22 protein-coding genes are annotated in these 19,814 nt (G+C 63.2%); 9 read left to right on the top strand and 13 right to left on the bottom strand.

Features of this window, described 5'->3' with window-relative positions; genetic code table 11:
- The coding region (locus OUZ52_RS17590; protein ID WP_266159841.1) for a LysR family transcriptional regulator at positions 1 to 959 on the top strand (959 nt) is incomplete at its 5' end.
- Positions 960 to 971: 12 nt separating this feature from the next.
- On the opposite strand, the gene OUZ52_RS17585 is transcribed toward OUZ52_RS17590, so the two are convergent.
- Positions 972 to 1,655 (bottom strand): DUF4124 domain-containing protein, encoded by a 684-nt coding sequence (locus tag OUZ52_RS17585; RefSeq protein ID WP_266159840.1) that lies wholly within the window; start codon positions 1,653 to 1,655, stop codon positions 972 to 974.
- Positions 1,656 to 1,695: 40 nt separating this feature from the next.
- On the bottom strand, positions 1,696 to 2,640 hold the full coding sequence (locus OUZ52_RS17580; protein WP_266159839.1) for a DegV family protein: 945 nt from the start codon (positions 2,638 to 2,640) through the stop codon (positions 1,696 to 1,698).
- A gap of 211 nt (positions 2,641 to 2,851) precedes the next feature.
- Between OUZ52_RS17580 and OUZ52_RS17575 the strand changes: the two genes are divergently transcribed.
- Positions 2,852 to 3,643, top strand: a complete 792-nt coding sequence (locus OUZ52_RS17575) for an AMP nucleosidase (protein WP_266159838.1) — start codon at positions 2,852 to 2,854, stop codon at positions 3,641 to 3,643.
- Positions 3,644 to 3,709: 66 nt separating this feature from the next.
- On the opposite strand, the gene OUZ52_RS17570 is transcribed toward OUZ52_RS17575, so the two are convergent.
- The 4 genes from OUZ52_RS17570 to OUZ52_RS17555 form a co-directional block, all read right to left on the bottom strand.
- Complete coding sequence (locus OUZ52_RS17570) at positions 3,710 to 4,147, bottom strand: hypothetical protein (protein ID WP_266159837.1); 438 nt, start codon at positions 4,145 to 4,147, stop codon at positions 3,710 to 3,712.
- Positions 4,148 to 4,750: 603 nt separating this feature from the next.
- Positions 4,751 to 5,302: a DUF1190 domain-containing protein gene (locus OUZ52_RS17565; RefSeq protein ID WP_266159836.1), complete on the bottom strand. Its 552-nt coding sequence runs from the start codon at positions 5,300 to 5,302 to the stop codon at positions 4,751 to 4,753.
- Between the two features lie 96 nt (positions 5,303 to 5,398).
- Positions 5,399 to 6,343, bottom strand: a complete 945-nt coding sequence (locus OUZ52_RS17560; protein WP_266159835.1) for a serine/threonine protein kinase — start codon at positions 6,341 to 6,343, stop codon at positions 5,399 to 5,401.
- A 71-nt stretch (positions 6,344 to 6,414) separates the two neighbouring features.
- On the bottom strand, positions 6,415 to 6,852 hold the full coding sequence (locus OUZ52_RS17555) for a hotdog fold thioesterase (protein WP_266159834.1): 438 nt from the start codon (positions 6,850 to 6,852) through the stop codon (positions 6,415 to 6,417).
- 63 nt (positions 6,853 to 6,915) lie between these two features.
- Here OUZ52_RS17555 and OUZ52_RS17550 point away from each other — a divergent pair, with 63 nt between their 5' ends.
- Positions 6,916 to 7,971 (top strand): 2Fe-2S iron-sulfur cluster-binding protein, encoded by a 1,056-nt coding sequence (locus OUZ52_RS17550; protein WP_266159833.1) that lies wholly within the window; start codon positions 6,916 to 6,918, stop codon positions 7,969 to 7,971.
- Between the two features lie 54 nt (positions 7,972 to 8,025).
- On the opposite strand, the gene OUZ52_RS17545 is transcribed toward OUZ52_RS17550, so the two are convergent.
- From OUZ52_RS17545 to OUZ52_RS17535, 3 genes are all read right to left on the bottom strand, one after another.
- Positions 8,026 to 8,472, bottom strand: coding sequence for a rhodanese-like domain-containing protein (locus tag OUZ52_RS17545; protein WP_266159832.1), 447 nt, complete (start codon positions 8,470 to 8,472; stop codon positions 8,026 to 8,028).
- Positions 8,473 to 8,637: 165 nt separating this feature from the next.
- Positions 8,638 to 9,051, bottom strand: coding sequence for a hypothetical protein (locus tag OUZ52_RS17540; protein WP_266159831.1), 414 nt, complete (start codon positions 9,049 to 9,051; stop codon positions 8,638 to 8,640).
- A gap of 85 nt (positions 9,052 to 9,136) precedes the next feature.
- The gene (locus OUZ52_RS17535; RefSeq protein ID WP_266159830.1) at positions 9,137 to 9,607 is read right to left on the bottom strand and encodes a YiiD C-terminal domain-containing protein; all 471 of its coding nucleotides are present in this window, start codon (positions 9,605 to 9,607) and stop codon (positions 9,137 to 9,139) included.
- A 142-nt stretch (positions 9,608 to 9,749) separates the two neighbouring features.
- Here OUZ52_RS17535 and OUZ52_RS17530 point away from each other — a divergent pair, with 142 nt between their 5' ends.
- From OUZ52_RS17530 to OUZ52_RS17520, 3 genes are all read left to right on the top strand, one after another.
- Positions 9,750 to 10,499, top strand: coding sequence for a uroporphyrinogen-III synthase (locus OUZ52_RS17530; RefSeq protein WP_266159829.1), 750 nt, complete (start codon positions 9,750 to 9,752; stop codon positions 10,497 to 10,499).
- Positions 10,500 to 10,653: 154 nt separating this feature from the next.
- The gene (locus tag OUZ52_RS17525) at positions 10,654 to 11,805 is read left to right on the top strand and encodes a uroporphyrinogen-III C-methyltransferase (RefSeq protein ID WP_266159828.1); all 1,152 of its coding nucleotides are present in this window, start codon (positions 10,654 to 10,656) and stop codon (positions 11,803 to 11,805) included.
- Positions 11,802 to 13,058, top strand: a complete 1,257-nt coding sequence (locus OUZ52_RS17520) for a heme biosynthesis protein HemY (RefSeq protein ID WP_266159827.1) — start codon at positions 11,802 to 11,804, stop codon at positions 13,056 to 13,058. The genes OUZ52_RS17525 and OUZ52_RS17520 overlap by 4 nt, the downstream gene beginning before the upstream one ends.
- 41 nt (positions 13,059 to 13,099) lie before the next feature.
- On the opposite strand, the gene OUZ52_RS17515 is transcribed toward OUZ52_RS17520, so the two are convergent.
- On the bottom strand, positions 13,100 to 13,474 hold the full coding sequence (locus tag OUZ52_RS17515) for a hypothetical protein (RefSeq protein ID WP_266159826.1): 375 nt from the start codon (positions 13,472 to 13,474) through the stop codon (positions 13,100 to 13,102).
- Positions 13,475 to 13,554: 80 nt separating this feature from the next.
- Positions 13,555 to 14,451 (bottom strand): LysR family transcriptional regulator, encoded by an 897-nt coding sequence (locus tag OUZ52_RS17510; RefSeq protein ID WP_266159825.1) that lies wholly within the window; start codon positions 14,449 to 14,451, stop codon positions 13,555 to 13,557.
- Positions 14,452 to 14,607: 156 nt separating this feature from the next.
- On the opposite strand from OUZ52_RS17510, the gene OUZ52_RS17505 reads away from it, so the two are divergent.
- Genes OUZ52_RS17505 through OUZ52_RS17495 form a run of 3 tightly spaced genes read left to right on the top strand, consistent with a single transcriptional unit; the run spans position 14,608 to position 17,082 of the window.
- On the top strand, positions 14,608 to 15,531 hold the full coding sequence (locus tag OUZ52_RS17505) for an alpha/beta hydrolase (RefSeq protein WP_266159824.1): 924 nt from the start codon (positions 14,608 to 14,610) through the stop codon (positions 15,529 to 15,531).
- Between the two features lie 31 nt (positions 15,532 to 15,562).
- Complete coding sequence (locus OUZ52_RS17500) at positions 15,563 to 16,180, top strand: MFS transporter (RefSeq protein ID WP_266159823.1); 618 nt, start codon at positions 15,563 to 15,565, stop codon at positions 16,178 to 16,180.
- Positions 16,087 to 17,082, top strand: coding sequence for an MFS transporter (locus tag OUZ52_RS17495; RefSeq protein ID WP_266159822.1), 996 nt, complete (start codon positions 16,087 to 16,089; stop codon positions 17,080 to 17,082). Before OUZ52_RS17500 ends, OUZ52_RS17495 begins: the two co-directional genes overlap by 94 nt.
- Positions 17,083 to 17,104: 22 nt before the next feature.
- Here OUZ52_RS17495 and OUZ52_RS17490 read toward each other — a convergent pair whose 3' ends face one another.
- Together OUZ52_RS17490 and OUZ52_RS17485 are read right to left on the bottom strand one after the other, a co-directional pair.
- Positions 17,105 to 17,683 carry an FUSC family protein gene (locus OUZ52_RS17490; protein WP_266159821.1) on the bottom strand — a complete coding sequence of 193 codons (579 nt, stop codon included), beginning with the start codon at positions 17,681 to 17,683 and terminating at the stop codon, positions 17,105 to 17,107.
- A 60-nt stretch (positions 17,684 to 17,743) separates the two neighbouring features.
- Positions 17,744 to 19,814, bottom strand: a 2,071-nt coding sequence (locus tag OUZ52_RS17485) for a 3'-5' exonuclease (protein ID WP_266159820.1), incomplete at its 5' end; no start/stop codon positions are given.

Below are 19,814 nucleotides of genomic sequence, written 5' to 3'. Positions count from 1 at the left end.
GCATTGATATTCCCGCCCACACCCGGCTCGACAGCCGCGACCTTCGCCTGGTCCTGGCCCTGGCCACGGCGGGCAGCACCGCCGGCGCGGCATCTGCGCTGCACCTTACGCAACCGGCAGTGAGCCGCGCCCTGCTGGCGGCGGAAGATAAGCTCGGCGTGCGCCTGTTTGAACGGACCCCTCGTGGGCTGGACCCGACAGCGGCAGGCGCCACCCTGATTGAAGGGGCGGTGCCGTTGCTGACCATGCTGTACGAGCTGGAAACCCGACTCGGCGCGCAAGCGGCACCGACGCAGCGGCTGCGTCTGGTCTGCGAGTGCTACACCGCCTACCACTGGATGCCCAGCGCGCTGGAGGGGTTGCGTGCCAGTCTGCCCGGGGTGGATCTGGTCATCGCCATCGAAAGCACCCGTGACCCCATCGCTGCACTGGAGGCGGGTGATATCGACGTGGCGCTGGTCAGCGAGGCGCCCAAGCCGCGCAGCCGGCGCCTGGTCGAGCGGCCGTTGTTCGCCGATGAAGTGGTTTTTGTCATGGCGGCATCGCATCGGCTGGCGTCGCGGCCTGCACTTACCCAGGCCGACCTGCGCGGCGAAACCCTGTTGACCTCGCGCCTGCCTACGCGCGACATGAGCTGGTTCAACAAGCCCATGCATGCCATGCACGAGGCGTCGTTGAACTACCAGGTGTTGCCGCTGACTGAGGCGGTAATTGATTTTGCCCGCGCCAATATGGGCATCGGCGTGCTGTCTGAATGGATTGCCGACCCGCACCTTCGCCGCGGCGATCTGCTCGCCAAGCGGCTGGCCACCGGGCCGTTACGGCGGCCGTGGCGCTTGGTCTGGCGCAAAGAGGTGCAGGCGAATGCCTTGCGCTTGCTGGCGGTGTTGGAGCGTGCCGCGCCGCGGCTGAAGTCGCTGCCCGCGTTGCGGCAAGGTCGTGAGCGCGCCAGCGCCTAGGTCAGGCCTTGCTCAACATTGGCTGAGTTGTGCGCGCAGCTCTTTTTCGCGTTGTTCCAACGGTGGTTGGTCGCTCTTGAAGGCACGCTGCAACTGCTGCTCATTGTGCTCGTAAGCGTCGCGCAAAGCCTCGCAGGTTTCACGTCGACTCAGTTCACGGCATTGGTCTTGCACCCACACGTAGTGATTGGCGACCAGCCCCGAGGTGACGCGTCCATGGTTGAGTTCGGGCGCTGAAACGCCCGCGGCGCCCGGGCCGCCATAAACCTCCGCCAGCGGGCGCTGCACGGCGCCAAGCATGCCAAAGGGCGCGAGATACGGCTGCGGATCGCCGTTACCGCTGACATAGTGCTTGCCATCGGTAGCACGGATGCAGGTGTACATCGGTGGCAACGGGGCTGTTGGTATCGCCGCCGGCGCCGGCGGCGGCGCGGGTGGGGCGCTTGCTTGCTGCGGCACCAGCGGCGCCGCGGCAGGACTGGGGCCGGGCGCCTCGTCATGCAGATTCAAGGTTTGCTGCTGCTGACTCTTGGCGCAAGGCGCATCCTGATAAACGACCTGACCGCCGTGACCGCTGCACTTGTACACCGTGGCAGCGGTCACCGGCCTTGCCATGCAGGTAAGCAGCATCAGCAGGCCGGCCGCCAGCCAGGCAGCATGCACACGGAAAGCTTGGGCGAAAGCCGTGCTGCTCATCCGTCAACTCCTGCCGCATACGGTTCAACGGTCATGGCGCTCAAAATTCAGCGACGTGTTCTTCGGCCGCAAAACCCAGCGTGATGGCGCCTTCGCCGACATTGACCATGCCGGTGATGCTCATCGGCGCTTCCATCAGTTCAACGCCCGATTCGATGCAGGCACTGCGCAGCCGCTCGTAACCGGGCAGCCTGGGCAGGTCGGCAAGGTCGCCGCCATAACTTATGCAAACCACCGGTACCAGCAGCCCGGCATGAACGCGTTTGGTGGTGTAGTCGAACAGCACTTCGATGCCATGTTCGAAGCCGCGCACCTTGCCAACCGGGCCGGTATCGCCGCGGTAGCCGCGCAGCAGCGGCTTGATGTCCAGCGCCGAGCCGAGCATGGCGCTGAACAGGCCGACGCTGCGATCGCCCTTTTTCTTGGCGCGGGCGCGCAGGTAGTAAAGATCGCGCGGCAGCATATAGCCGTAGGAATTATTCGCGATGTGGGTTAACCGTTCACGGATCGCTGCGGGGGTTTCGCCTGCCTGGATCAGGCGGATGGCTTCGACGATGGCCGGGGCGGCGCCGGCAAACAAGTTGCGCGTATCGATGACACGCATCAAGAACGGCCCGACGATGCCTGCCTGGTCGCGCACTTCGCGGTAGTGCTTGAGCACGGCGAAGCTGGCCTTGATCACATGCTCGTTGATCGGGCTGCGGGTGGCGGTGATAGTGAGGCAGAACACGCAGTCTTGTTGCAGCACCAGGTGATCGAGGAACAGCTTTTGCACTTCTTCGACCGAACAAGGCTCGGTTTCTGCCGAATGGCTGCGGGCGCCCAATTTTTGGTCGAGAAAGCGTTGCGTTTCGGCCGGGCTGCGGTCATCGAGAAAGGTCTGGTTATCGATGCGCACCGTAATCGGCATGACCGTGATGTTGTGTTCCTGTAGAAACGCCTGCGGCAAATCGCAGGACGCATCGATAGCAACTCCCATGCGCATCACGGCTCCCCCCGTGGTTATCGGCGCGCCGAACATAGCATGAGGCGTGTCTGCGGCCGATTTTTTGATGGTCACTGAAGCCCAGGCTCGGCACAGGCTACTCAGGGATGGCGAACAGGCTCTAAGATACTCCGATCTTTTGGCATCTCGCTGGCGTGGCGTCGCCGGTAATGCGCAGGAAAACCCTCCTGCGCCAGCCTTAAAGGCTTCTATGAAAGACAAACAAGAAATCGTTTCCAACTGGCTGCCGCGTTACACCGGTACGCCGTTGGAGGAGTTTGGCCAGCACATCCTGCTGACCAATTTTGGCCATTACGTCGATCTGTTCGCGCAATGGAACGGGGTGGAAGTGCGGGGCCGCGACCGGCCCATGCCCAATGCCACCGCCGATGGCATCACCCTGATCAACTTCGGCATGGGCAGCCCCAATGCCGCCACTGTGATGGACCTGCTCAGTGCCATCGAGCCGCAGGCCGCGCTGTTTCTCGGCAAATGCGGTGGCTTGAAGAAAAAGAACGCCCTGGGCGATCTGGTCTTGCCGATTGCCGCGATTCGCGGCGAGGGCACCTCCAACGACTACCTGCCGCCCGAGGTGCCGGCATTGCCGGCGTTCCAGCTACAGCGCGCGGTGTCGACGATGATCCGCGATCTGGGCCACGACTACTGGACCGGTACCGTTTACACCACCAACCGCCGGGTGTGGGAGCACGACGAGACCTTCAAGGAATATCTGCGCCGCACGCGTTGCATGGCCGTCGATATGGAGACGGCGACGATTTTCGCCGCAGGTTTCGCCAACCGGATTCCTTGCGGCGCCCTGCTGCTGGTCTCGGATCAGCCGATGGTGCCCGAAGGCGTGAAGACCGAACTGAGCGATCGCAACGTGACCGCCAACTATGTCGAGTCACATATCAAGATCGGCATCGAGGCGCTCAAGCTGGTACGCCGCAATGGCCGCAGCGTGAAGCATCTGCGCTTTGAGGACGACACCCACATCGATTAGAGATTCGTCCGTAGAGGCCTGATGTCGCCGCCGGTTACATTCGGCGGCGTTATTCAGCGCCTGCCATCAGCGAAAGCGCAGCACCAGCCACGACAGCAGCGCAAGCAGATTGATCCCAAGCCGAGATACCCCCGGCCCGGTCGCCGCCCAGGCAAAGTTCTGGCTGCCGAAATGCCAGTCGATGCCCAACCGCGAGGCAGCTTGCACCGTCGCATAGACATTGATGTAAGCACCGCTATGCAGGGCATAAGTCAAAAGAGGCGTGGCGATCAGCGGCAATTGCAGTAACTGCGCAATCCGAGAAAACCGGACCCCATCCTCACTGCCCTCGACCAGCATCACCCCCGCGACCAGGATGAAACCAAACAGCAGCATGCCGACCAGCGCCAGCAAGTTGTCATGCATCGACCCCAGCGGAAACAGCCGCCGCAGCATATTGGTGACACCGTAAAAGCCACCAGCGATTTCAAGAATGCCGATCAAGCGGAACAGGAAAGAACGCACGCTTAAGTCTCGCCCAAAAGACGCAAGCTTAGCGCAGCGTTGTTATCTGCATGCTGTAGCCACTGGGGGAATTTCTTTAGGGGCTCGGGTAGGGGTTGTCGCAAGGGCGTACCCCCTCCCAGCCTCCCCCTACAAGTAGGGGGAGGGGCCAAAACGGCAAGGTTTAGAATCGGCGCGAACACCGAGCGCGGCTTCTGCTTCTGCTCTTGCTCTTGCTCTTGCTCTTGATGTTGCCTTTGCCCTTCGGGGCCCCTGTGCGTCGGTGAGGGTTGGACGATCAGGCCCGCAGGGGACTCGGCATGGACGCCGAGTCCTTTTCGCCAGGGCAGGAGCCCTGTCGAAAAGTCCGGCCAACCCTCACGCACCCGAAGGGCGACAAGCGGGGATGGCCTTCTCTTTGGTTACTTTCTCTTGGCCACGCAAGAGAAAGTGACTCGGACCCCGGCAGGGGTTCGAAACCCCGCGGCAAGCGGCCAGCTCGCGACACCACCTCAAACAGACGAAGGCCGACGCACCCGAGGCATAACACTCGAGAACCCACCACACACAACACGGCCTAAGCCATCCACACATCGCGCGTGTCCCCGCTCGCGGTACAACCCATCAACCACCCGCGCCGCGTTCACCCGCCGATGCGCCGAACCCACTACGGCTCACCGTGACAGCCCGATCAGGTGTGGCGTTCACCGGCACCATCGCCGTGCCGCCGCCCGCGCCGCGATACACGCCCCCCGCACCCGCGGGGCTGTTCGGCGATGCAGGCCGCTGCCAGCCGCCGCTGTTATCGCGAAAGGCCGGCCCGCTGGTGAAGCCATTCATCGGCGAACTTCCGCGCATCATTTGCGACAGGAAAAAGCCGGTCATCAACGGCCCAAAGAAGGAGTGATTGCCCTCGCTGCGCTCGGCACATTGTTCTTTGCCGTAGCTGGCTTCGCATTGCTCGCGGCTGCTGAAGCGCGGTGCGCTTTCAGCGGCGTCGCTTTTTGCCTTGTCGAAGGCCTGCTGGCAGGTGCTGCGGTCGTTGGTTTGCGCAACGCAGGCGTCGACCGAGGTGTACAGCCCCTCGCGCGCGGCTTGCTCGTCTTGATCGCAGGCGGTGAGCAGCAATGGTGCGCTGCTCATCAGCAGCAAGGCGGCGGTTCGGGATCGCTTCATGGGCCGGGTGTTCTCTGGCGAAATCCGCGCCAGCATGACCGCACCAGCCTGATCAGGGCAAGTTTTTGCGGTCTCGCCCTGGATGAACGCGCTGCGCTACAAGGCCTCGGCGAGCTCATGCAGGTCGGCGATGTGCTGCTCCCACCAGCGCGACTCCGCGGCGAACGGAAACGCGGCGGGAAACGCCGGGTCGTGCCAGCGTTCGGCGATCCAGCCGGCGTAATGCATCTGGCGCATCGCGCGTAGCGCGGGGATCAGCGCGCGTTCGCCGTCATCGAATTCGCGCATTTGCGTATAGCCGTCCAAAATCGCATTCAATGCGCGCTCATCGCCGGCGAGCATCCACAAGTCCTGCACCGCGGGCCCGCTGCGCGCATCGTCGAGATCGACAAAGTGCGGGCCGTCGTCCGTCCACAGCACATTGCCGGGATGGCAATCGCCATGCAGGCGTAGTTGCCGCACGGGGCCAATAGCTTCCAGTCGCATCGCGACGGCGGCATCCAGCGTTTGCGCAGCGTTGCGATAGTGGCTTTGCAAAGAGGGCGGCAGCAATGACGATGCCAATACCGCGTGCATCGGTGCGGCGATAAGCGTGGCGCGATCGATCCGGCCGCGATGCGCAAACGGCTGGCGCGCTCCTACCGTATGCATACGGGCAATCAGCCGGCCCAGCCATTCCAGCTGCTCGCTTGACTCCAGCGAGGGTGCGCGGCCGCCGCGGCGCGGGGTTAGCGCGTAGCGAAAGCCCTGATGCTGCAGCAGCGTTTGGCCGCCAAAGGCGAGCGGCGCGACCACCGGTAGTTCGGCGGCGCTTAGTTCCAGCGCAAAAGCGTGCTCTTCTTCGATCGCGGCATCGCTCCAGCGTCCGGGGCGATAAAATTTCGCGATGACCGGGGTGCTGTCTTCCAGGCCTACCTGCCATACGCGATTTTCGTAACTGTTGAGTGCCAGCAAGCGTCCATCGGGCCACAGGCCGCAGGCGGAAACCGCATCGAGCACTAGATCGGGGCTAAGCCCCGCATAGGGTGTTTCACTATTCATCGCGCACTATCCCCGCGCTTGTGTGAGGAGATAGGCCGCTGGTTGCGCAAGCGTTGCTGAAGTGCGCGCCCTCAACGTGGCGCTGCCACGCGCGCTGGCACGACGGCCATGGTGATGCGCGATATGCAGACCAGTTCGCCGCTTTCGTTTTCGATACGAATTTCCCAGACCTGGGTGCTGCGCCCGATATGCAGAGGTTTGGCGGTGCCGGTGACGTTGCCACTGCGAGCGCCGCGGACATGGTTCGCATTGATGTCCAGGCCGACGGTCATTTCCTTTTCGGGATCGAGCGTAAGCATCGCCGCGGTGCTGCCCAGGGTTTCGGCCAGCGCTACCGATGCGCCGCCATGCAGCAGGCCGTAGGGCTGATGGGTGCGCTGATCGACCGGCATGGTGCCGCGCAGCCAGTCCTCGCCCACCTCGGTGATGCGGATGCCCAGCGTCTCCATCAGTGTGTTCGCACTCCAGCCGTTGAGGCGGGCGAGGTCGGTGTCTTGTTTCCAGATCATGGTTGAATCCCATCGGGTGAGCCCGCATTGTCGATCGACTGCTGCTGCGGCGACAATGCGTCCGTGTTTATTGTCACTCTCAAAACTTCCGGTCGCCGTTTCGCGGTCGAACCCGGCGAAACGGTACTGGAAGCGGCGCAGCGCGCCGGTATTGCCTTGCCGTATTCATGCCGTGCGGGCGTCTGCGGCAGTTGCAAGGCGACCTTGCTGGAAGGCGAGTGTGCCTATCCGCGCAACCCGCCGCTGGCCCTCAGCGGCAGTTCGCCGGCCAAGCATGCGGTGTTGTTATGCCAGGCGGTGCCGTTGGGCGATCTGCTGATCGAGGCGCGCGAAGTGACCTCGGTGGAAGACATCGCGCGACGTCAACTTCGTGTGACGGTGGTCGAGAAACAACAGCTGGCGCCGGAGGTCATCGGCCTGGTGTTGCAGCCCGCCGCTGGCGAAGCCGGGCTTAACTGGCTGCCAGGGCAATACCTGGACGTCTTGCTGGAGGATGGCAAGCGGCGTCCGTTCTCGATTGCCAGCGGGCCGCGTGCGGATGGGGCGATCGAGCTGCATGTGCGTCACGTGGCGGGCGGCGGTTTCACCTCGTGGGTCAATGATGGCTTGCAAATCGGTGACGAGCTGCGTATCGAGGGACCGCTGGGCACCTTTGTGCCACGTGAAGATTCCGAGCGTCCGATGGTTTTCATGGCCGGCGGCACGGGCTTTGCGCCGGTCAAGGCGATCGTCGAGCATTTTCTCGCGCTGGGTACGCGCCGGCCGATGCGGGTGTATTGGGGCGCTCGTTCGGTGGCCGATTTATACCTGCGGCCATTGGCCGAGCGTTGGGCGCACGAGGCATCCAATCTGCGCTTCCAGGCGGTGTTATCCGATCCTGAGCAGGCGCTGGCGACGGGTTTGCGGGTGGGCCTGATCCATGAGGCGGTGCTTGAGGATCAGCCGGATCTGTCCGGCCACGACGTGTATATGAGCGGGCCGCCGGCGATGATCGATGCGGGCCGCAAGTTGTTTCTCGATGCGGATCTGCCGGAAGATCGGCTGTATTACGACTCGTTCGACTATGCGCCGGATGTGTTGGCGCAGATTCTCGCCGGGCGGGCTGGGCTTAGCGATTGAATCTTCGCACCGTTGCGTGGGCGCCACGCAACGGTGCGGGAAATCAACGCGCGCTTATTTGTTGCCTTTGGCAACCGGCAACTGCGCTTGCTGCCAGGCGAGCACGCCGCCACCCAGGGTATAGACCTTGGTGAAACCCGCCTTGACCAGCCGCTGCGCGGCCTTGTTGGCGGCACCGCGACCGTCTTTGTCGATCAGCGCCACGGCCAGTTCTTTGGCCTTGGCCAAGTCTTTTTGCTCGGGATCGAACTGGCTCATGGCTACGTGCTTGGAGCCTGGGATATGGGCTTTTTCGTAATCGGCATAGGCCGACAGATCGACCAGCAACGGGCTTTCGCGATTGATCAGCAAGGTCAGCCCGGCCGGGGTCAGCTCCTTGTATTTGCGGAACAGCGTGGCGATCTCCATCACGATCAAGGCCACCAGCAAGACCACGAACAGCGCGGCCAGCGCCCAGTTGTTGCCGATGAATTCGGGCAGTTTGTGCAGGAAATCGCTCATTCGGAAGTTTCCACGGGCGCGAGCGGGTCGCGCGGAGTTGAGTAAACCGCCGATTATACGGGCTGCACGGCGGCAGAGCCCGTTCTATATCGTCCCCGGCCCCGCTGCAGCCGGCGGCTGGGTCACCGGAGCCTGGGCTGGGCCGGTCGGGGCGTTGCCGGGCCATTACTCGCTGCTGATATTGGGCAGGCCGCTCATCAGCCACCAATGCTTTTTCACTGGGTCGTAATGCCACAGCTGATGGTCAACGACGGTGCGTTCGGCCTGGGTATTGATATTGGCGAAGCTGATTTGCACCACTTGGCGCACTTCGTTTTCACCCGAGGTGGCAGGGCCAGGGCCGTCGTCATAGCCGGTCACGCGCAGTTGTTTGAAACGAGCCAGATCGAGTGCGCTGGGTGGGTGCTCTTTGCGTACTTCAGGATCGACAAACTGCAAAGCGTTCTCGAAATCGCCCCAGCGCACGACGCTGCCATAGGCATTGAGGGTGCTGGTCAGGCTCTGGCTGCGCTGATCGGTGGCGCAACCGGTAAGCAGGGCGGTGCAGAGCAAAAGAAGGCTGATGAGGATGCGGCGCATGGATGAATTTTCCCCGTGATGTCCGCTTATTCTGCCGCAATGGCCGCCCTATATCTCGGCGCCATGGGGCAATTGATCTGGCGACTCATCCCCGGCGCTTGGCGACGAAGCGTGCGTTCAGGGTCGCGGCCGGTTTGCCATCGGTGCCCGGAACCGTGCAGGTGACGCCGATGCGGGCCCGGCCGCGTGCGTCGAGCGTGGTGAAAAAACTGGTCCAGCTCGCCGTCACCGCCAGTTTGGCCTCGCTGAGGAAATCGCCCCATACCGGCGCCAGATAGCGGGCGGTCGATTCGGCGACGAACACGTCGCAGTCCATCCCGCGCCGGCGCAAGGCCAGCTCCACCAGGCTCCAGCCGTTCAGTGTCATCACGCTGACCAGGCTGCCGCCAAACGCACAGCCCTTGTCATTGATATTGGGCGACAGCGGTGCGGCCAGGGTGAGCTGGGTGTCGTCGCAGGAGTGCAATTGCAGATCCATGTTGAGCGCGAGCGGAATTTCGCGACGAACGAACTCAATCAAATCGTGCGCCATGGTGGATAGATCGGGCGTGCTCATCGGGACTGCTATTCCATTAAGGCGATGCGGGGGGAGAACCGCGTAGTGTATAGGCGGCTACACTGCATTCACCTTCATCAAGGATTCGCGCAGCGTGCAGGGGCGGGCGACATTTAACGCGAAAACGCGGCAAGAAAAATCCATGCGCGGACGCATGGTGGTCAGTACGCGCCCCGCAGGTACCGCAACGACCCTGGTTCGACAGGTGCGCACGCTAGGCGGCGAGCCCTTGCTGTTGCCCGGATTGTCCTTGCGCAGCAGCGATGACGCCGCCGTGCTGACCGAGCTGAGCGCGGCCTTGGGCGATGATGTGCTGATATTCACCAGCCCGGCAGCCGTGCGTTTTGCCGCCAAGCTCACCCCGCTGCGTACCGAGGCGACCGTGCTGGCGGTAGGCCAGGGCACCGCGCGTGCGCTGCGGCGTTACGGTGTGGCCGAGCCACTGACACCTGAGCTGCGGCAAGACAGTGAAGGGCTGCTGGAACACTCGGCCTTGAACGCCTTGCGCAACCATCGCGTTGCGCTGGTCGGCGCACCCGGAGGGCGCGGCGTATTGCGGGCGGAGCTGGCCGCGCGTGGTGCGCATCTTCGTGAAGTGCATGTGTATAGCCGGGTCGCTCCACGTTTGCTGCGTCGCCATATCGAAGCGGTCGAATGCCTGCCCAGGAGCGCGATGGTGTTGCTGTCCAGCGCCGAGGCGCTGGGCTATTTGCAGCAGTTGTTGCCCGAGTCCGCGTTCAGGCGGCTGTGCGCGGCCACGGCCGTGGTCAGTAGCGAACGACTGGCTGAAGCTGCGCGGGTCGCCGGGTTTGGGCGAATAAAAATGGCGTCGTCGGCGCTATCGATGGATTTATTGAAAGCGATTCTGGCGCCTTCTTCAGCGACAGGCTGATCACGCTGCGTTTCGGCGCGAGATGGCGAGAAGGTATGCCACATGCCTGAAAATACCGCCGATGCGGTTGAATCCCACGGTAGCTGCGCCGACCGATGGCACAGGCGGAAAATATGGATTAATGCTTGCGGCCCGGGCTGCTAGCATGTCGCCCATGAGCCAAGACGACGCCACGTTCAAATCAGCCGCGCCTGAGGGCGCGCGTTCCGATGCCGCACCGGCCAAGCCGGTTGCTTCCGTCGCGGGAGGCCCACCACCACGCGGTGGCGGCACGTTGGCTGCGGCGGTACTGCTGTCCTTGCTCGCCGTGGCTGGTGCCGGCTATGTCGGTTGGCAGCAATGGCAGCAACAACAAGGCAGCTCCAGCGCGGCCCAAACGGCCTCCGAACTCGGTACCCGAGTCAAGACACTGGAAACCACGCTAGGCAGCATAGACAGTGAACGCGGACTGTTGCGTCAACGTCTGGGCGATGCCGATCAGGTCAATCGGGCTTTGCGTGAAGAGCTGCTCGGCCAGGCCGAGCGCACGCGCAACCTGGAAGATGCGGTGGCCAAACTGTCCGAGAAAAGTCTCTCAGGCCAGGAGGCGATGCTGCTCGACGAGGCGGAATCGCTGCTGCGCATGGGCAAAGAACGCTACGACCTGTTTCACGATACGCAGGGCGCGGGCGCCGCTTACGCCTTGGCCGACCAGACGCTGGCCGCCGTCAACGATGGTGCGTTCTCAGGGCTGCGCCAAAGTGTCGCAGCCGAGCGTGAAGCCTTGGCCAAAAGCCAGCCGGTCAGCCAGGCCAGTGCGCTCAACACCCTGACCCAGCTGCGTGCGGAGATTATCGTGCTGCCGCTGAAGGCCCTGGATAGCTCAGGCGAGGCGCCGACCAGCGGTACCTGGTCACGCATCAAGCAGGCGTTGTCCGGGGTGATCAACGTGCGCCGTGACAATGGTGCCCCGCTGGCGGTAGCCGATGCGCGTTTTGCCCGCGAGCTGGCGGCGCTGGATCTGGCGCAGGCGCAAGTGGCCTTGCTCGCTTATGACCGCGACGCTTATGCCGCCGCGTTGAAGCGCGTGGACGCCAGCCTGGCCGCGCAGTTCGATCTGAATGCGCCGGCCGTGCAGCAAATGCGTAGCAAGCTGGGCGAGTTGGCCGCTCAATTGCCGCCGACTGCGCCGGTCGAGCTGGGCGCGGCGCTGGCCGAGTTGCGCAATCTGCGTTCCATCCATGTATTGAAGCCGGCGGCCGGGGGCGCAGCGGCCGTCCATCCGGATGCCGCGCCGCTGAATGCCGCCCCCGGAGCCAAGCCATGAAGTTATGGCGCTGGATTCTGTTGCTGGTGATCGCCGCCGCACTTGCCGCTTTCAGCTGGCACTGGGTGGCCGAAGACCCCGGCTATGTACTGGTGCGTATTCGCGGCTACGTCGCCGAAACCACCGTTGTCGCCGGCTTAGTCGCGTTGTTGCTGGGCTGGGGTTTGCTTAGCCTGATATGGCTTGTGCTGCGCTGGCCCTTCGGTGCTTTCTCGCGCCGTCATCGGCGCTTGAGCCGGCAGCGTATGGGCGAAGGTCTGATCGCGCTGATGGAAGGCCGCCTGGGCGATGCCGAGCGCGATCTCAATCGTGCCTCGCGGCTGGATGTTCTGCGTGGCCCGGCCTTGCTCGCGGCTGCCGAGGCTTCCTCGCGCCGCGGCGAGCAGGGGCGTGCGCTGGAGACGCTATCCGAAGCCTCGCAATCCGCACCGCAGGCGGCCCGGGTCATGCGCGCACGTGTGCTGCGCCGTGACGGTAAATCAGGGGAGGCCCTGGCGTTGCTGGCACCGGAGGCCGATAGCGGCCAGTTAAGCCCTGGCGGTTGGCGCGAGCTGGCCTTGGCCGCGCTGGTGGTCGGCGATACCCGCCGTGCGCGCGAAGCGCTGGAGCCATTGCAAAAGAGCGGCGCACTCGGTGCGCGAGCCTATGCCACGCTTGAAGCCAATGTATTGACCGCGTCGATGCAGTCCGCGTCTGATGGTGCCGCATTGAATGCGCTTTGGTCGCAGCTGCCCAAAGCACAGCGCCGCATACCGGCGGCGGTCGATGCCTATGCGCGCCGCGCCGCGAGTTTTGGCTTGATCCTGCCGGCGATGGACGAGGTCGAATCGGCCTTGCGGCGCGAATGGTCGTCGTCACTGGCAGCCACCTATGGCGGACTTGGCGGCGATGATCTTGAGGGGCGTCTGCGTCGCGCGGAAGCATGGCTCGATGCACATCCCAATGACGCCGGCTTGTTGCTTACGCTGGGTCGCATGTGTGTGCGGCTAAAGCTGTGGGGCAAGGCGCACCAGTATCTGGAACGCTCACAAGCGCTACAGCCAAGCAGCGCCGGCTGGGAGGCCCTGGGCGATACATATGTGGGCCAGGACGACGCGGCCTTGGCTCAGCGCTGCTATCGCACTGCGCTGGCGTTTGCGCGTGGCGATGCGGTGGATGTGCTGCCTGCGAGCAGTCGCCCGGCGCGCATCGATACCCGTCCCATTGCGATTGAAGAGCGCAGCGAACACGGTGTGCCGCGTCTGCCGGAGTAAACCTCGGTATTTCTCCATGACGGGGAGTTGCTCAGGCCGGATCAGTGCACCGAGATCGCCCAGGCGATAAAGCCGGCATTGACCGCGGTAAGGGTGAGCGCGCTCAGAAAGACCACATCGGCGAGGCGTTCTAGCCGATGGTTGCGGCCGGCATTGCGGGTGCGCAGCGCCCAATACGACAACAGGCACGATGCCAGGTAAAGAATGGCGTTAAGCGCCAGCAAATCGTCAGCGAAGATGTCGGGGCGGCGCAGCGAGATCACCACGCGGATGATCCCGATCACCGTCAGGCAAACGCCGACCATCGCCGCCGAGGCGGTGAATATGTGTACGCAAAGATTGTCGTCGAGCTGTCTGCGGAGGTTGTCGGCGACATCGGTCATGGCGAGAGTCGTAAGCAGTGGACGAGTCATCATGGACCGGCTGGGTCGATGGCCGGTTGCAGACGAGATCTTGCGAATTCATCTGCGGTATGGGTGCGGAGGTGATCCGCTGTCTATGGGTCTTCGCAAAACAGGCGTGCGCAAATGAAGTCCACGAAGACTCGCAGCTTGGGTGGCATTTGCCGATTGGACGGCCAAAGCACCCAGAACTCGCCGTGCTGAATCATATAGCTGTCGAGCACCGACACCACGGTGCCGCTGGCGATCGCGTCGCGCACCAGAAAATTCGGCAAGTAGGCGATGCCCAAGCCGTTGATGGTGGCCGTGAGCATCGCTTCGATGTTGTTGCAGATCATCGTGGTCGGCAGATGCGGCTCGGATTCACCGGGGTCGGCACGCAGCATCCATTTCTGCAGCTTGCCGCTGGTGTGATTGCGAAACTGCAGGCAGGCGTGCCGTTCCAGTTCGCGCGGATGCTGTGGTGTGCCTTGCCGTTGCAGATAATCCGGCGAGGCGCACAGCATGGCGTGAAATGAGCCGAGTCGGCGCGCCATCAAACGTGAATCTGGCAGGTCGCCGCTGCGAATCACCGCATCCAGTCCATCGTCGATCACATCGACGATGCGGTCATCGAAATCCAGGTCCAGCTCGACCTCGGGATAGCGCTGCATGAACTCGGGCAGGATCGGCATCAGAAACCGATAGCCCACGGTGATCACACTGACCCGCAAGCGTCCGCGCGGTGCCTCGGTGGCATGCGACAACATCGCCTCAGCCTGATCGATGTCGTCGAGGATATGCCGGCATCGCTCGTAGAACCGGGTGCCTTCGTCGGTCAGCCGGATGCGCCGGGTGCTGCGTTGAAACAGCCGCACGCCCAGTCGTTGTTCCAGCCGCGCCACACTTTTGCCCACGGCCGATGCCGATAGCCCAAGCAACCGCCCTGCGGCGACAAAACTTTGCGTTTGCGCGGTGCGAACAAAGGCGGCGAGTCCGGTGAGTTTATCCATGAGGGTGCTCAGCGTAGCCGGAGGCAGGGGGCAAGATTAGAGCGTATTTGTCCATTAAGAGAGGAATGAATCGGTATTTTTCGCCGCGTACTGCCTGATTAGCATGTCGCCGGATCGATTAATCACCATATACGAATAAGACCGACGGGAACCCTCATGCCTCTTAATGCGCAAGCCCGCGCCTTTGTCGACGCTTTTGAAGCGCTGCCCGCGGTGGACTTTTCGACCATCAGCGCGGCTGACTTCCGCACCGCCTTTGCCGCACCCATCGCTGAGGCCAGCGGCGACGAAGTCGAACGGGTCGAGGATCGTTTGATCGATACCGCGGCGGGCCCGTTACGGCTGCGCCTGTACATTCCGGCAGGCACCGGGCGATTGCCGGTGACGCTGTATTTTTTCGGCAGTGGTTTCGTTATCGGCAGCCTGGAGTGGACCGACCACATCTGCCGTGCGTTGGCTAATCGCGCCGGCAGCCTGGTGGTCTCGGTGGATTATCGGCTGGCGCCCGAGGCGCCATTCCCTGCCGCGGTCGAGGATGCTTTAAGCGCCTTGCATTGGGTGCACGGCCATATCGCTGAATGGGGCGGCGATGCGCAGCGGCTAGCCGTCGCCGGCGACAGCTCGGGTGGCAATCTCGCCGCGGTGTTGGCACAACTGGCGCGTGCGGAAGGCATCGGCCTGCGTCATCAGCTATTGCTTTATCCGCCGCTGGATGCCGCCGCGGATACTCCGTCTTATCGCGAGTTGGCGACCGGCTATGGCTTTACCGCGGCATGGATGCTTTGGTATTGGCGCCAATATCTGCCCGATGCGCGATCGGCCCAGGATGTGCGGGCTTCGCCCTTGCGGCAAACCGATTTGCGCGGCTTGCCGAGCGCCACCATCTTCACCGCCGAGTGCGACATTCTTCGCGATGAGGCCGAGGCGTATGCGAACGCTTTGCAGGCGGCAGGCGTGGCGGTGGAGCTGACGCGCTGGCCGGGGCAGATTCACGGCTTCATCTTGATGCAAGGCCTGCTGGACGATGCCGAGCTGGCATTGAATGCCGCGGCGGCCGCGTTGCGGCGTGCGTTTGCCTGAGCGTTGCGACGCTTACTACCTGGAGTGTTCTATGCAAGCAGAACAACCCGAAACCGGCAGCGCTGCCGGTCGATGGCTGGTGCTGGGCGGCATTTGTCTGGCCGCGCTGATTTTGCCCTTGGGCTTTACCGGCGGCGCGGTCGCCACACCGGCGATTGCCCGTGAATTCGGTGGCAGCCCGGTGGCCCTCAACTGGATCGTCAACGCTTACATGCTGGCCTTCGGTAGCACCTTGATGGCGGCAGGTGCGTTGTCCGATCAGTTTGGACGCAAGCGGATTTTCAGTGTGGGCGTCGGCATCTTTGTGCTTGCCTCGGTTTTGCTGGCGCTGGTGTCGAATCTGTTTTGCCTGAATCTGTTGCGCGCCATGCAAGGGCTGGCTGGCGCGTTGACCCTCGCCGGTGGCTCTGCCGCGCTGGCGCAGGAATTCGAAGGCCGTGCGCGCACGCAAGCGTTCGCCATGCTCGGTACCACGTTTGGCATTGGCCTGGCGTTTGGGCCGGTGCTGTGTGGCTTGTTGGTGCAGCTATCGGGCTGGCGTTCGACGTTTCTGGCATGCGCGAGTCGCGCGACCCACAGGCGAGCGGGCTGGATTGGCCCGGCAGCCTCAGTTTTACCGGAGCGCTGGGGTTGCTTACCTACGGTGTGATGCAAGCGCCGGCGCACGGTTGGGGCAGCGCGCTGGTGCTCGGCCTGCTCGCTGGCGCCGTACTGCTGATGCTGTTGTTTGTCTGGATCGAACGCCGTGTCTCGCGGCCGATGCTGGATTTATCGCTGTTTCGCTATACCCGTTTTGTCGGTGTGCAGGTGCTGCCTATCGCCACTTGTTATTGCTATGTGGTGTTGCTGATCATGCTGCCGATTCGCTTTATCGGCATCGAGGGTCATCGTGAGCTGGATGCCGGCTTGATGCTGATGTCGCTGTCATTGCCGATGTTGATCGTGCCAGCGGTCGCCGCCGCGCTCGCGCATCGGGTATCCGCCGGCTTGCTTTCGGGTTTTGGCTTGCTGGTGGCCGCCGCCGGCTTGTTGTGGCTATCGCGGATAGCGCCCGGACAGTCGGCATGGGCATGGGCGATGCCGATGGCGGTTATCGGCATTGGCACCGGTTTGCCGTGGGGCTTGATGGATGGTTTGTCGGTAAGCGTGGTGCCACGCGAACGCGCCGGCATGGCCACCGGCATCTTCAGCACCACGCGCGTTGCCGGCGAGTGCATCGCTCTGGCCTTGATGGGGGCGGTGCTGGCGGCGTTGCTAGATACAGGCTTGCACGCGGCGCTGCCAAGGGTGGATGCGGACACGCTGCGTAACGTGGCACAACAATTGGCCACTGGCGATTTGACCCAGGCGCACGCCTTGCTGCCGCAGGTCGATGCGGCCGTATGGACGGCCGTCTATGCCGAAGCGTTCCGCTGGCTGATCTATGTGCTCGCGGCGATTACCGTGATGTCCGCTGCCGTGGTGTTTGGCTTTCTTGGCGGCGCTCAAACCATGCTGGATAGCAAAGACACGGCTGACAGCTTAGCTGCGCAGTGTGAGTCCGCTGCCTGAGATGTTGCGCATGTGCGACGATTCAACCGGTATGCTCAGATTCGCCCAGCCAGCGCGTTTCCAGCCAGCTGGCGGTGCGTGTCACCAACAGTGCGCTGGCGATGCCGAGCGTGACCTCGCCAAGACGGGTAAGTGCCACCGTCCAGAAGGGGCCGACATGCGGCACCAGTAGCACGATGGTGGCGGTGGTGGCGCCGAGTTTGCCGGCGCTGCCTACGTTGGAGCACCAGCACACCACGATGACCAGCACGATGGCCACGGCGTAGGCGGTGTAGCTGTCTCTGCCTAGATAGGCCGCGGCCATGCCGATGATGCCGCCGATGCAGGCGCCGATGACTTGGTCACGCGAAGAGGCTCGTGTATCGACATAGGTTTGCTGAGTGACGGCAATCGCCGTCAGTGCGGCCCAGAAGGCCTGTTGGGTGTGCAGCAGCAGGCCCAGGCCGTAGCCGAGACTGGCGCCGACCAGTGCCTGGGCGGCTTGCGAAAGTCCTTGTAACAAGCGATGCCCCCAGGGCAACCGTTGGTACTGCTGCAGCAGTAGCCGCTGGAAGCCGCGCAGCTGGCGCAGGTTGTCGCGTAAGGGCGAAGACTTGAACATCCAGTCATTCCTTGGCAGGCAGAGAAACGGTGAGCCGCGATCTATGCCCAGATGAGGCGGCTATACCGGGGTGAGATTGGCGTAGGCGTAGACCAGCCACTTGCTGCCGCTGTCGGCAAAGTTCACCTGGATACGCATATGCGCGCCGCTGCCTTCCGCGCTCAGCACGATACCTTCGCCGAAGCTGGGGTGGCTGACGCGCTGGCCGAGCTTGATCGGCCGGCTTTCATCCAGCGACGATGAGGGTTCGCTATAGCGGCCGGCGTAGGCTGGACGGCTCACCTGCACCCGTGGACGCACTTCGTCGATCAGCTCGGGCGGAATCTCACCGAGGAATCGTGATGGCCGCGCCAGCATTTCCACGCCGTGCATGCGGCGCGATTCGGCGTGCGTAATAAACAGCCGCTCGCGGGCGCGGGTGATGCCGACATAGGCGAGCCGGCGTTCTTCTTCCAGCCGTCCTTCGTCTTCGACTGAGCGCTGGCTGGGAAACAGGCCCTCTTCCATGCCGACCAGGAACACCACCGGAAATTCCAGCCCCTTGGCCGAATGCAGTGTCATCAACTGCACGCAGTCGTCCCATGCCTCGCCCTGGCCTTCGCCGGCTTCCAGTGCGGCGTGCGACAAAAAGGCCGAAAGCTCGTTGAGGCCCGCCTCGATATCGTCTTGCGTCAACTCGAAACGGCTGGCGACGTTGACCAGTTCGTCCAGGTTCTCCACCCGGGTTTCACCGTTGCCGCGGCTGTCTTTCTCATAGTGATCGCGTAGCCCGGTATGGGTGATGGCGTGATCGATCTGCTCGGAAAGATTGAGCTTTGAAACGGTAGCCGGTATCGCGTCGCTGGAATCGTCGCCCAAACCGCTCAGATTCCCCGTTCCCTGTTCCCCGTTACCCGCTGCGGTACCGGCAAAGGTCCGCGTCATCTCATCGATCAGCGACAGGAACGCCTTGACCGCATTCTTCGCACGGCCAGCCAGCTCTTGGCCGCCGCTGAGCTCGTTCAGCACGGCCTCCCACATCGAACTGCCTTCGCTGCGCGCTCGGCGGCGCAGCACATCCAGCGTGCGGTCGCCGATGCCGCGTGGCGGTGTATTCACCGCACGCTCGAAGGCAGCATCGTCGTGGCGATTGGCGCTTAGCCGCAAATAGGCCAGAGCATCCTTGATCTCGGCGCGCTCGAAAAAGCGCAGGCCGCCATACACGCGATACGGGATGCTGCGTTGGGTAAGTTGCTCTTCGAAGTTGCGCGATTGCGCATTGGAGCGATAAAGAATCGCGCAATCCTTGGCGTGACCGTGCTCGGCGATGTATTCGCGAATACGCTCGATCACGAACCGCGCTTCGTCTTGTTCGTTGTAAGCGGCGTACAGCGCGATGCGCTCGCCATCGCCGCCATCGGTCCATAGCTGTTTGCCGAGGCGGCCGCCGTTGCGGGCGATGACGCTGTTGGCCGCTTTGAGGATGGTCGAGGTGGAGCGGTAGTTCTGTTCCAGCTTGATGGTTTTTGCGCCAGGGAAATCGCGCAGAAACTGCTGCACGTTTTCCACCTTGGCGCCACGCCAGCCGTAAATGGCCTGATCGTCGTCACCGACCACGAAGACTTGGCCGGTGGTGCCGGCCAGCACGCGTATCCACGCGTATTGCAGTGTGTTGGTGTCCTGGAATTCGTCGATCAGCAGGTAGCGCCAACGTTGCTGATAGTGCTCCAGCACGGCGGGATTTTTCAGCCACAACTCATGCGCGCGCAACAGCAGTTCGGCGAAATCGACCAGCCCCGCCCGGCGGCAGGCGTCTTCGTAGGCTTGGTAAATCTGCACGAAGGTGCGAGTGACAGGATGGTCGTGATGCTCGATGCCTTCGGGGCGCTTGCCTTCATCTTTCCAGTGGTTGATTTGCCACATCGCCTGGCGTGGCGGAAAGCGGGCTTCGTCCAGCCCCAGCCCGGCCACAATGCGCTTGACCTGGCGCAGCTGGTCGTCTGAATCGAGAATCTGGAAGCCTTCCGGCAGGCCGGCCTCGCGCCAGTGTCGGCGCAGCAGGCGATGGGCAATGCCGTGGAAGGTGCCCACGGTCAGCCCCTGGGTGCCGCCGGGAATCAGTTGATCCAGGCGTGCGCGCATTTCGCCCGCG

The organism is Dyella silvatica (genome assembly GCF_026283955.1).
Classification (GTDB): domain Bacteria; phylum Pseudomonadota; class Gammaproteobacteria; order Xanthomonadales; family Rhodanobacteraceae; genus Dyella_C; species Dyella_C silvatica.
Note: the sequence above shows the minus strand (reverse complement) of the source record. Positions and strands in the feature narration are given on the sequence as shown.

Excerpts from the sequence above, each read along its gene's own strand:
- OUZ52_RS17545 (WP_266159832.1), bottom strand. The coding sequence starts at position 8,472 with ATGAGCGATTTCCTGCACAAACTGCCCGAATTCATCGGCAACAACTGG.
- OUZ52_RS17575 (WP_266159838.1), top strand. The coding sequence starts at position 2,852 with ATGAAAGACAAACAAGAAATCGTTTCCAACTGGCTGCCGCGTTACACC.
- OUZ52_RS17565 (WP_266159836.1), bottom strand. The coding sequence starts at position 5,302 with ATGAAGCGATCCCGAACCGCCGCCTTGCTGCTGATGAGCAGCGCACCA.
- OUZ52_RS17500 (WP_266159823.1), top strand. The coding sequence starts at position 15,563 with ATGCAAGCAGAACAACCCGAAACCGGCAGCGCTGCCGGTCGATGGCTG.
- OUZ52_RS17560 (WP_266159835.1), bottom strand. The coding sequence starts at position 6,343 with ATGAATAGTGAAACACCCTATGCGGGGCTTAGCCCCGATCTAGTGCTC.
- OUZ52_RS17495 (WP_266159822.1), top strand. The coding sequence starts at position 16,087 with ATGCGCGAGTCGCGCGACCCACAGGCGAGCGGGCTGGATTGGCCCGGC.
- OUZ52_RS17580 (WP_266159839.1), bottom strand. The coding sequence starts at position 2,640 with ATGCGCATGGGAGTTGCTATCGATGCGTCCTGCGATTTGCCGCAGGCG.
- OUZ52_RS17585 (WP_266159840.1), bottom strand. The coding sequence starts at position 1,655 with ATGAGCAGCACGGCTTTCGCCCAAGCTTTCCGTGTGCATGCTGCCTGG.
- OUZ52_RS17505 (WP_266159824.1), top strand. The coding sequence starts at position 14,608 with ATGCCTCTTAATGCGCAAGCCCGCGCCTTTGTCGACGCTTTTGAAGCG.
- OUZ52_RS17540 (WP_266159831.1), bottom strand. The coding sequence starts at position 9,051 with ATGCGCCGCATCCTCATCAGCCTTCTTTTGCTCTGCACCGCCCTGCTT.
- OUZ52_RS17555 (WP_266159834.1), bottom strand. The coding sequence starts at position 6,852 with ATGATCTGGAAACAAGACACCGACCTCGCCCGCCTCAACGGCTGGAGT.
- OUZ52_RS17520 (WP_266159827.1), top strand. The coding sequence starts at position 11,802 with ATGAAGTTATGGCGCTGGATTCTGTTGCTGGTGATCGCCGCCGCACTT.
- OUZ52_RS17530 (WP_266159829.1), top strand. The coding sequence starts at position 9,750 with ATGCGCGGACGCATGGTGGTCAGTACGCGCCCCGCAGGTACCGCAACG.
- OUZ52_RS17525 (WP_266159828.1), top strand. The coding sequence starts at position 10,654 with ATGAGCCAAGACGACGCCACGTTCAAATCAGCCGCGCCTGAGGGCGCG.
- OUZ52_RS17535 (WP_266159830.1), bottom strand. The coding sequence starts at position 9,607 with ATGAGCACGCCCGATCTATCCACCATGGCGCACGATTTGATTGAGTTC.
- OUZ52_RS17515 (WP_266159826.1), bottom strand. The coding sequence starts at position 13,474 with ATGATGACTCGTCCACTGCTTACGACTCTCGCCATGACCGATGTCGCC.
- OUZ52_RS17490 (WP_266159821.1), bottom strand. The coding sequence starts at position 17,683 with ATGTTCAAGTCTTCGCCCTTACGCGACAACCTGCGCCAGCTGCGCGGC.
- OUZ52_RS17510 (WP_266159825.1), bottom strand. The coding sequence starts at position 14,451 with ATGGATAAACTCACCGGACTCGCCGCCTTTGTTCGCACCGCGCAAACG.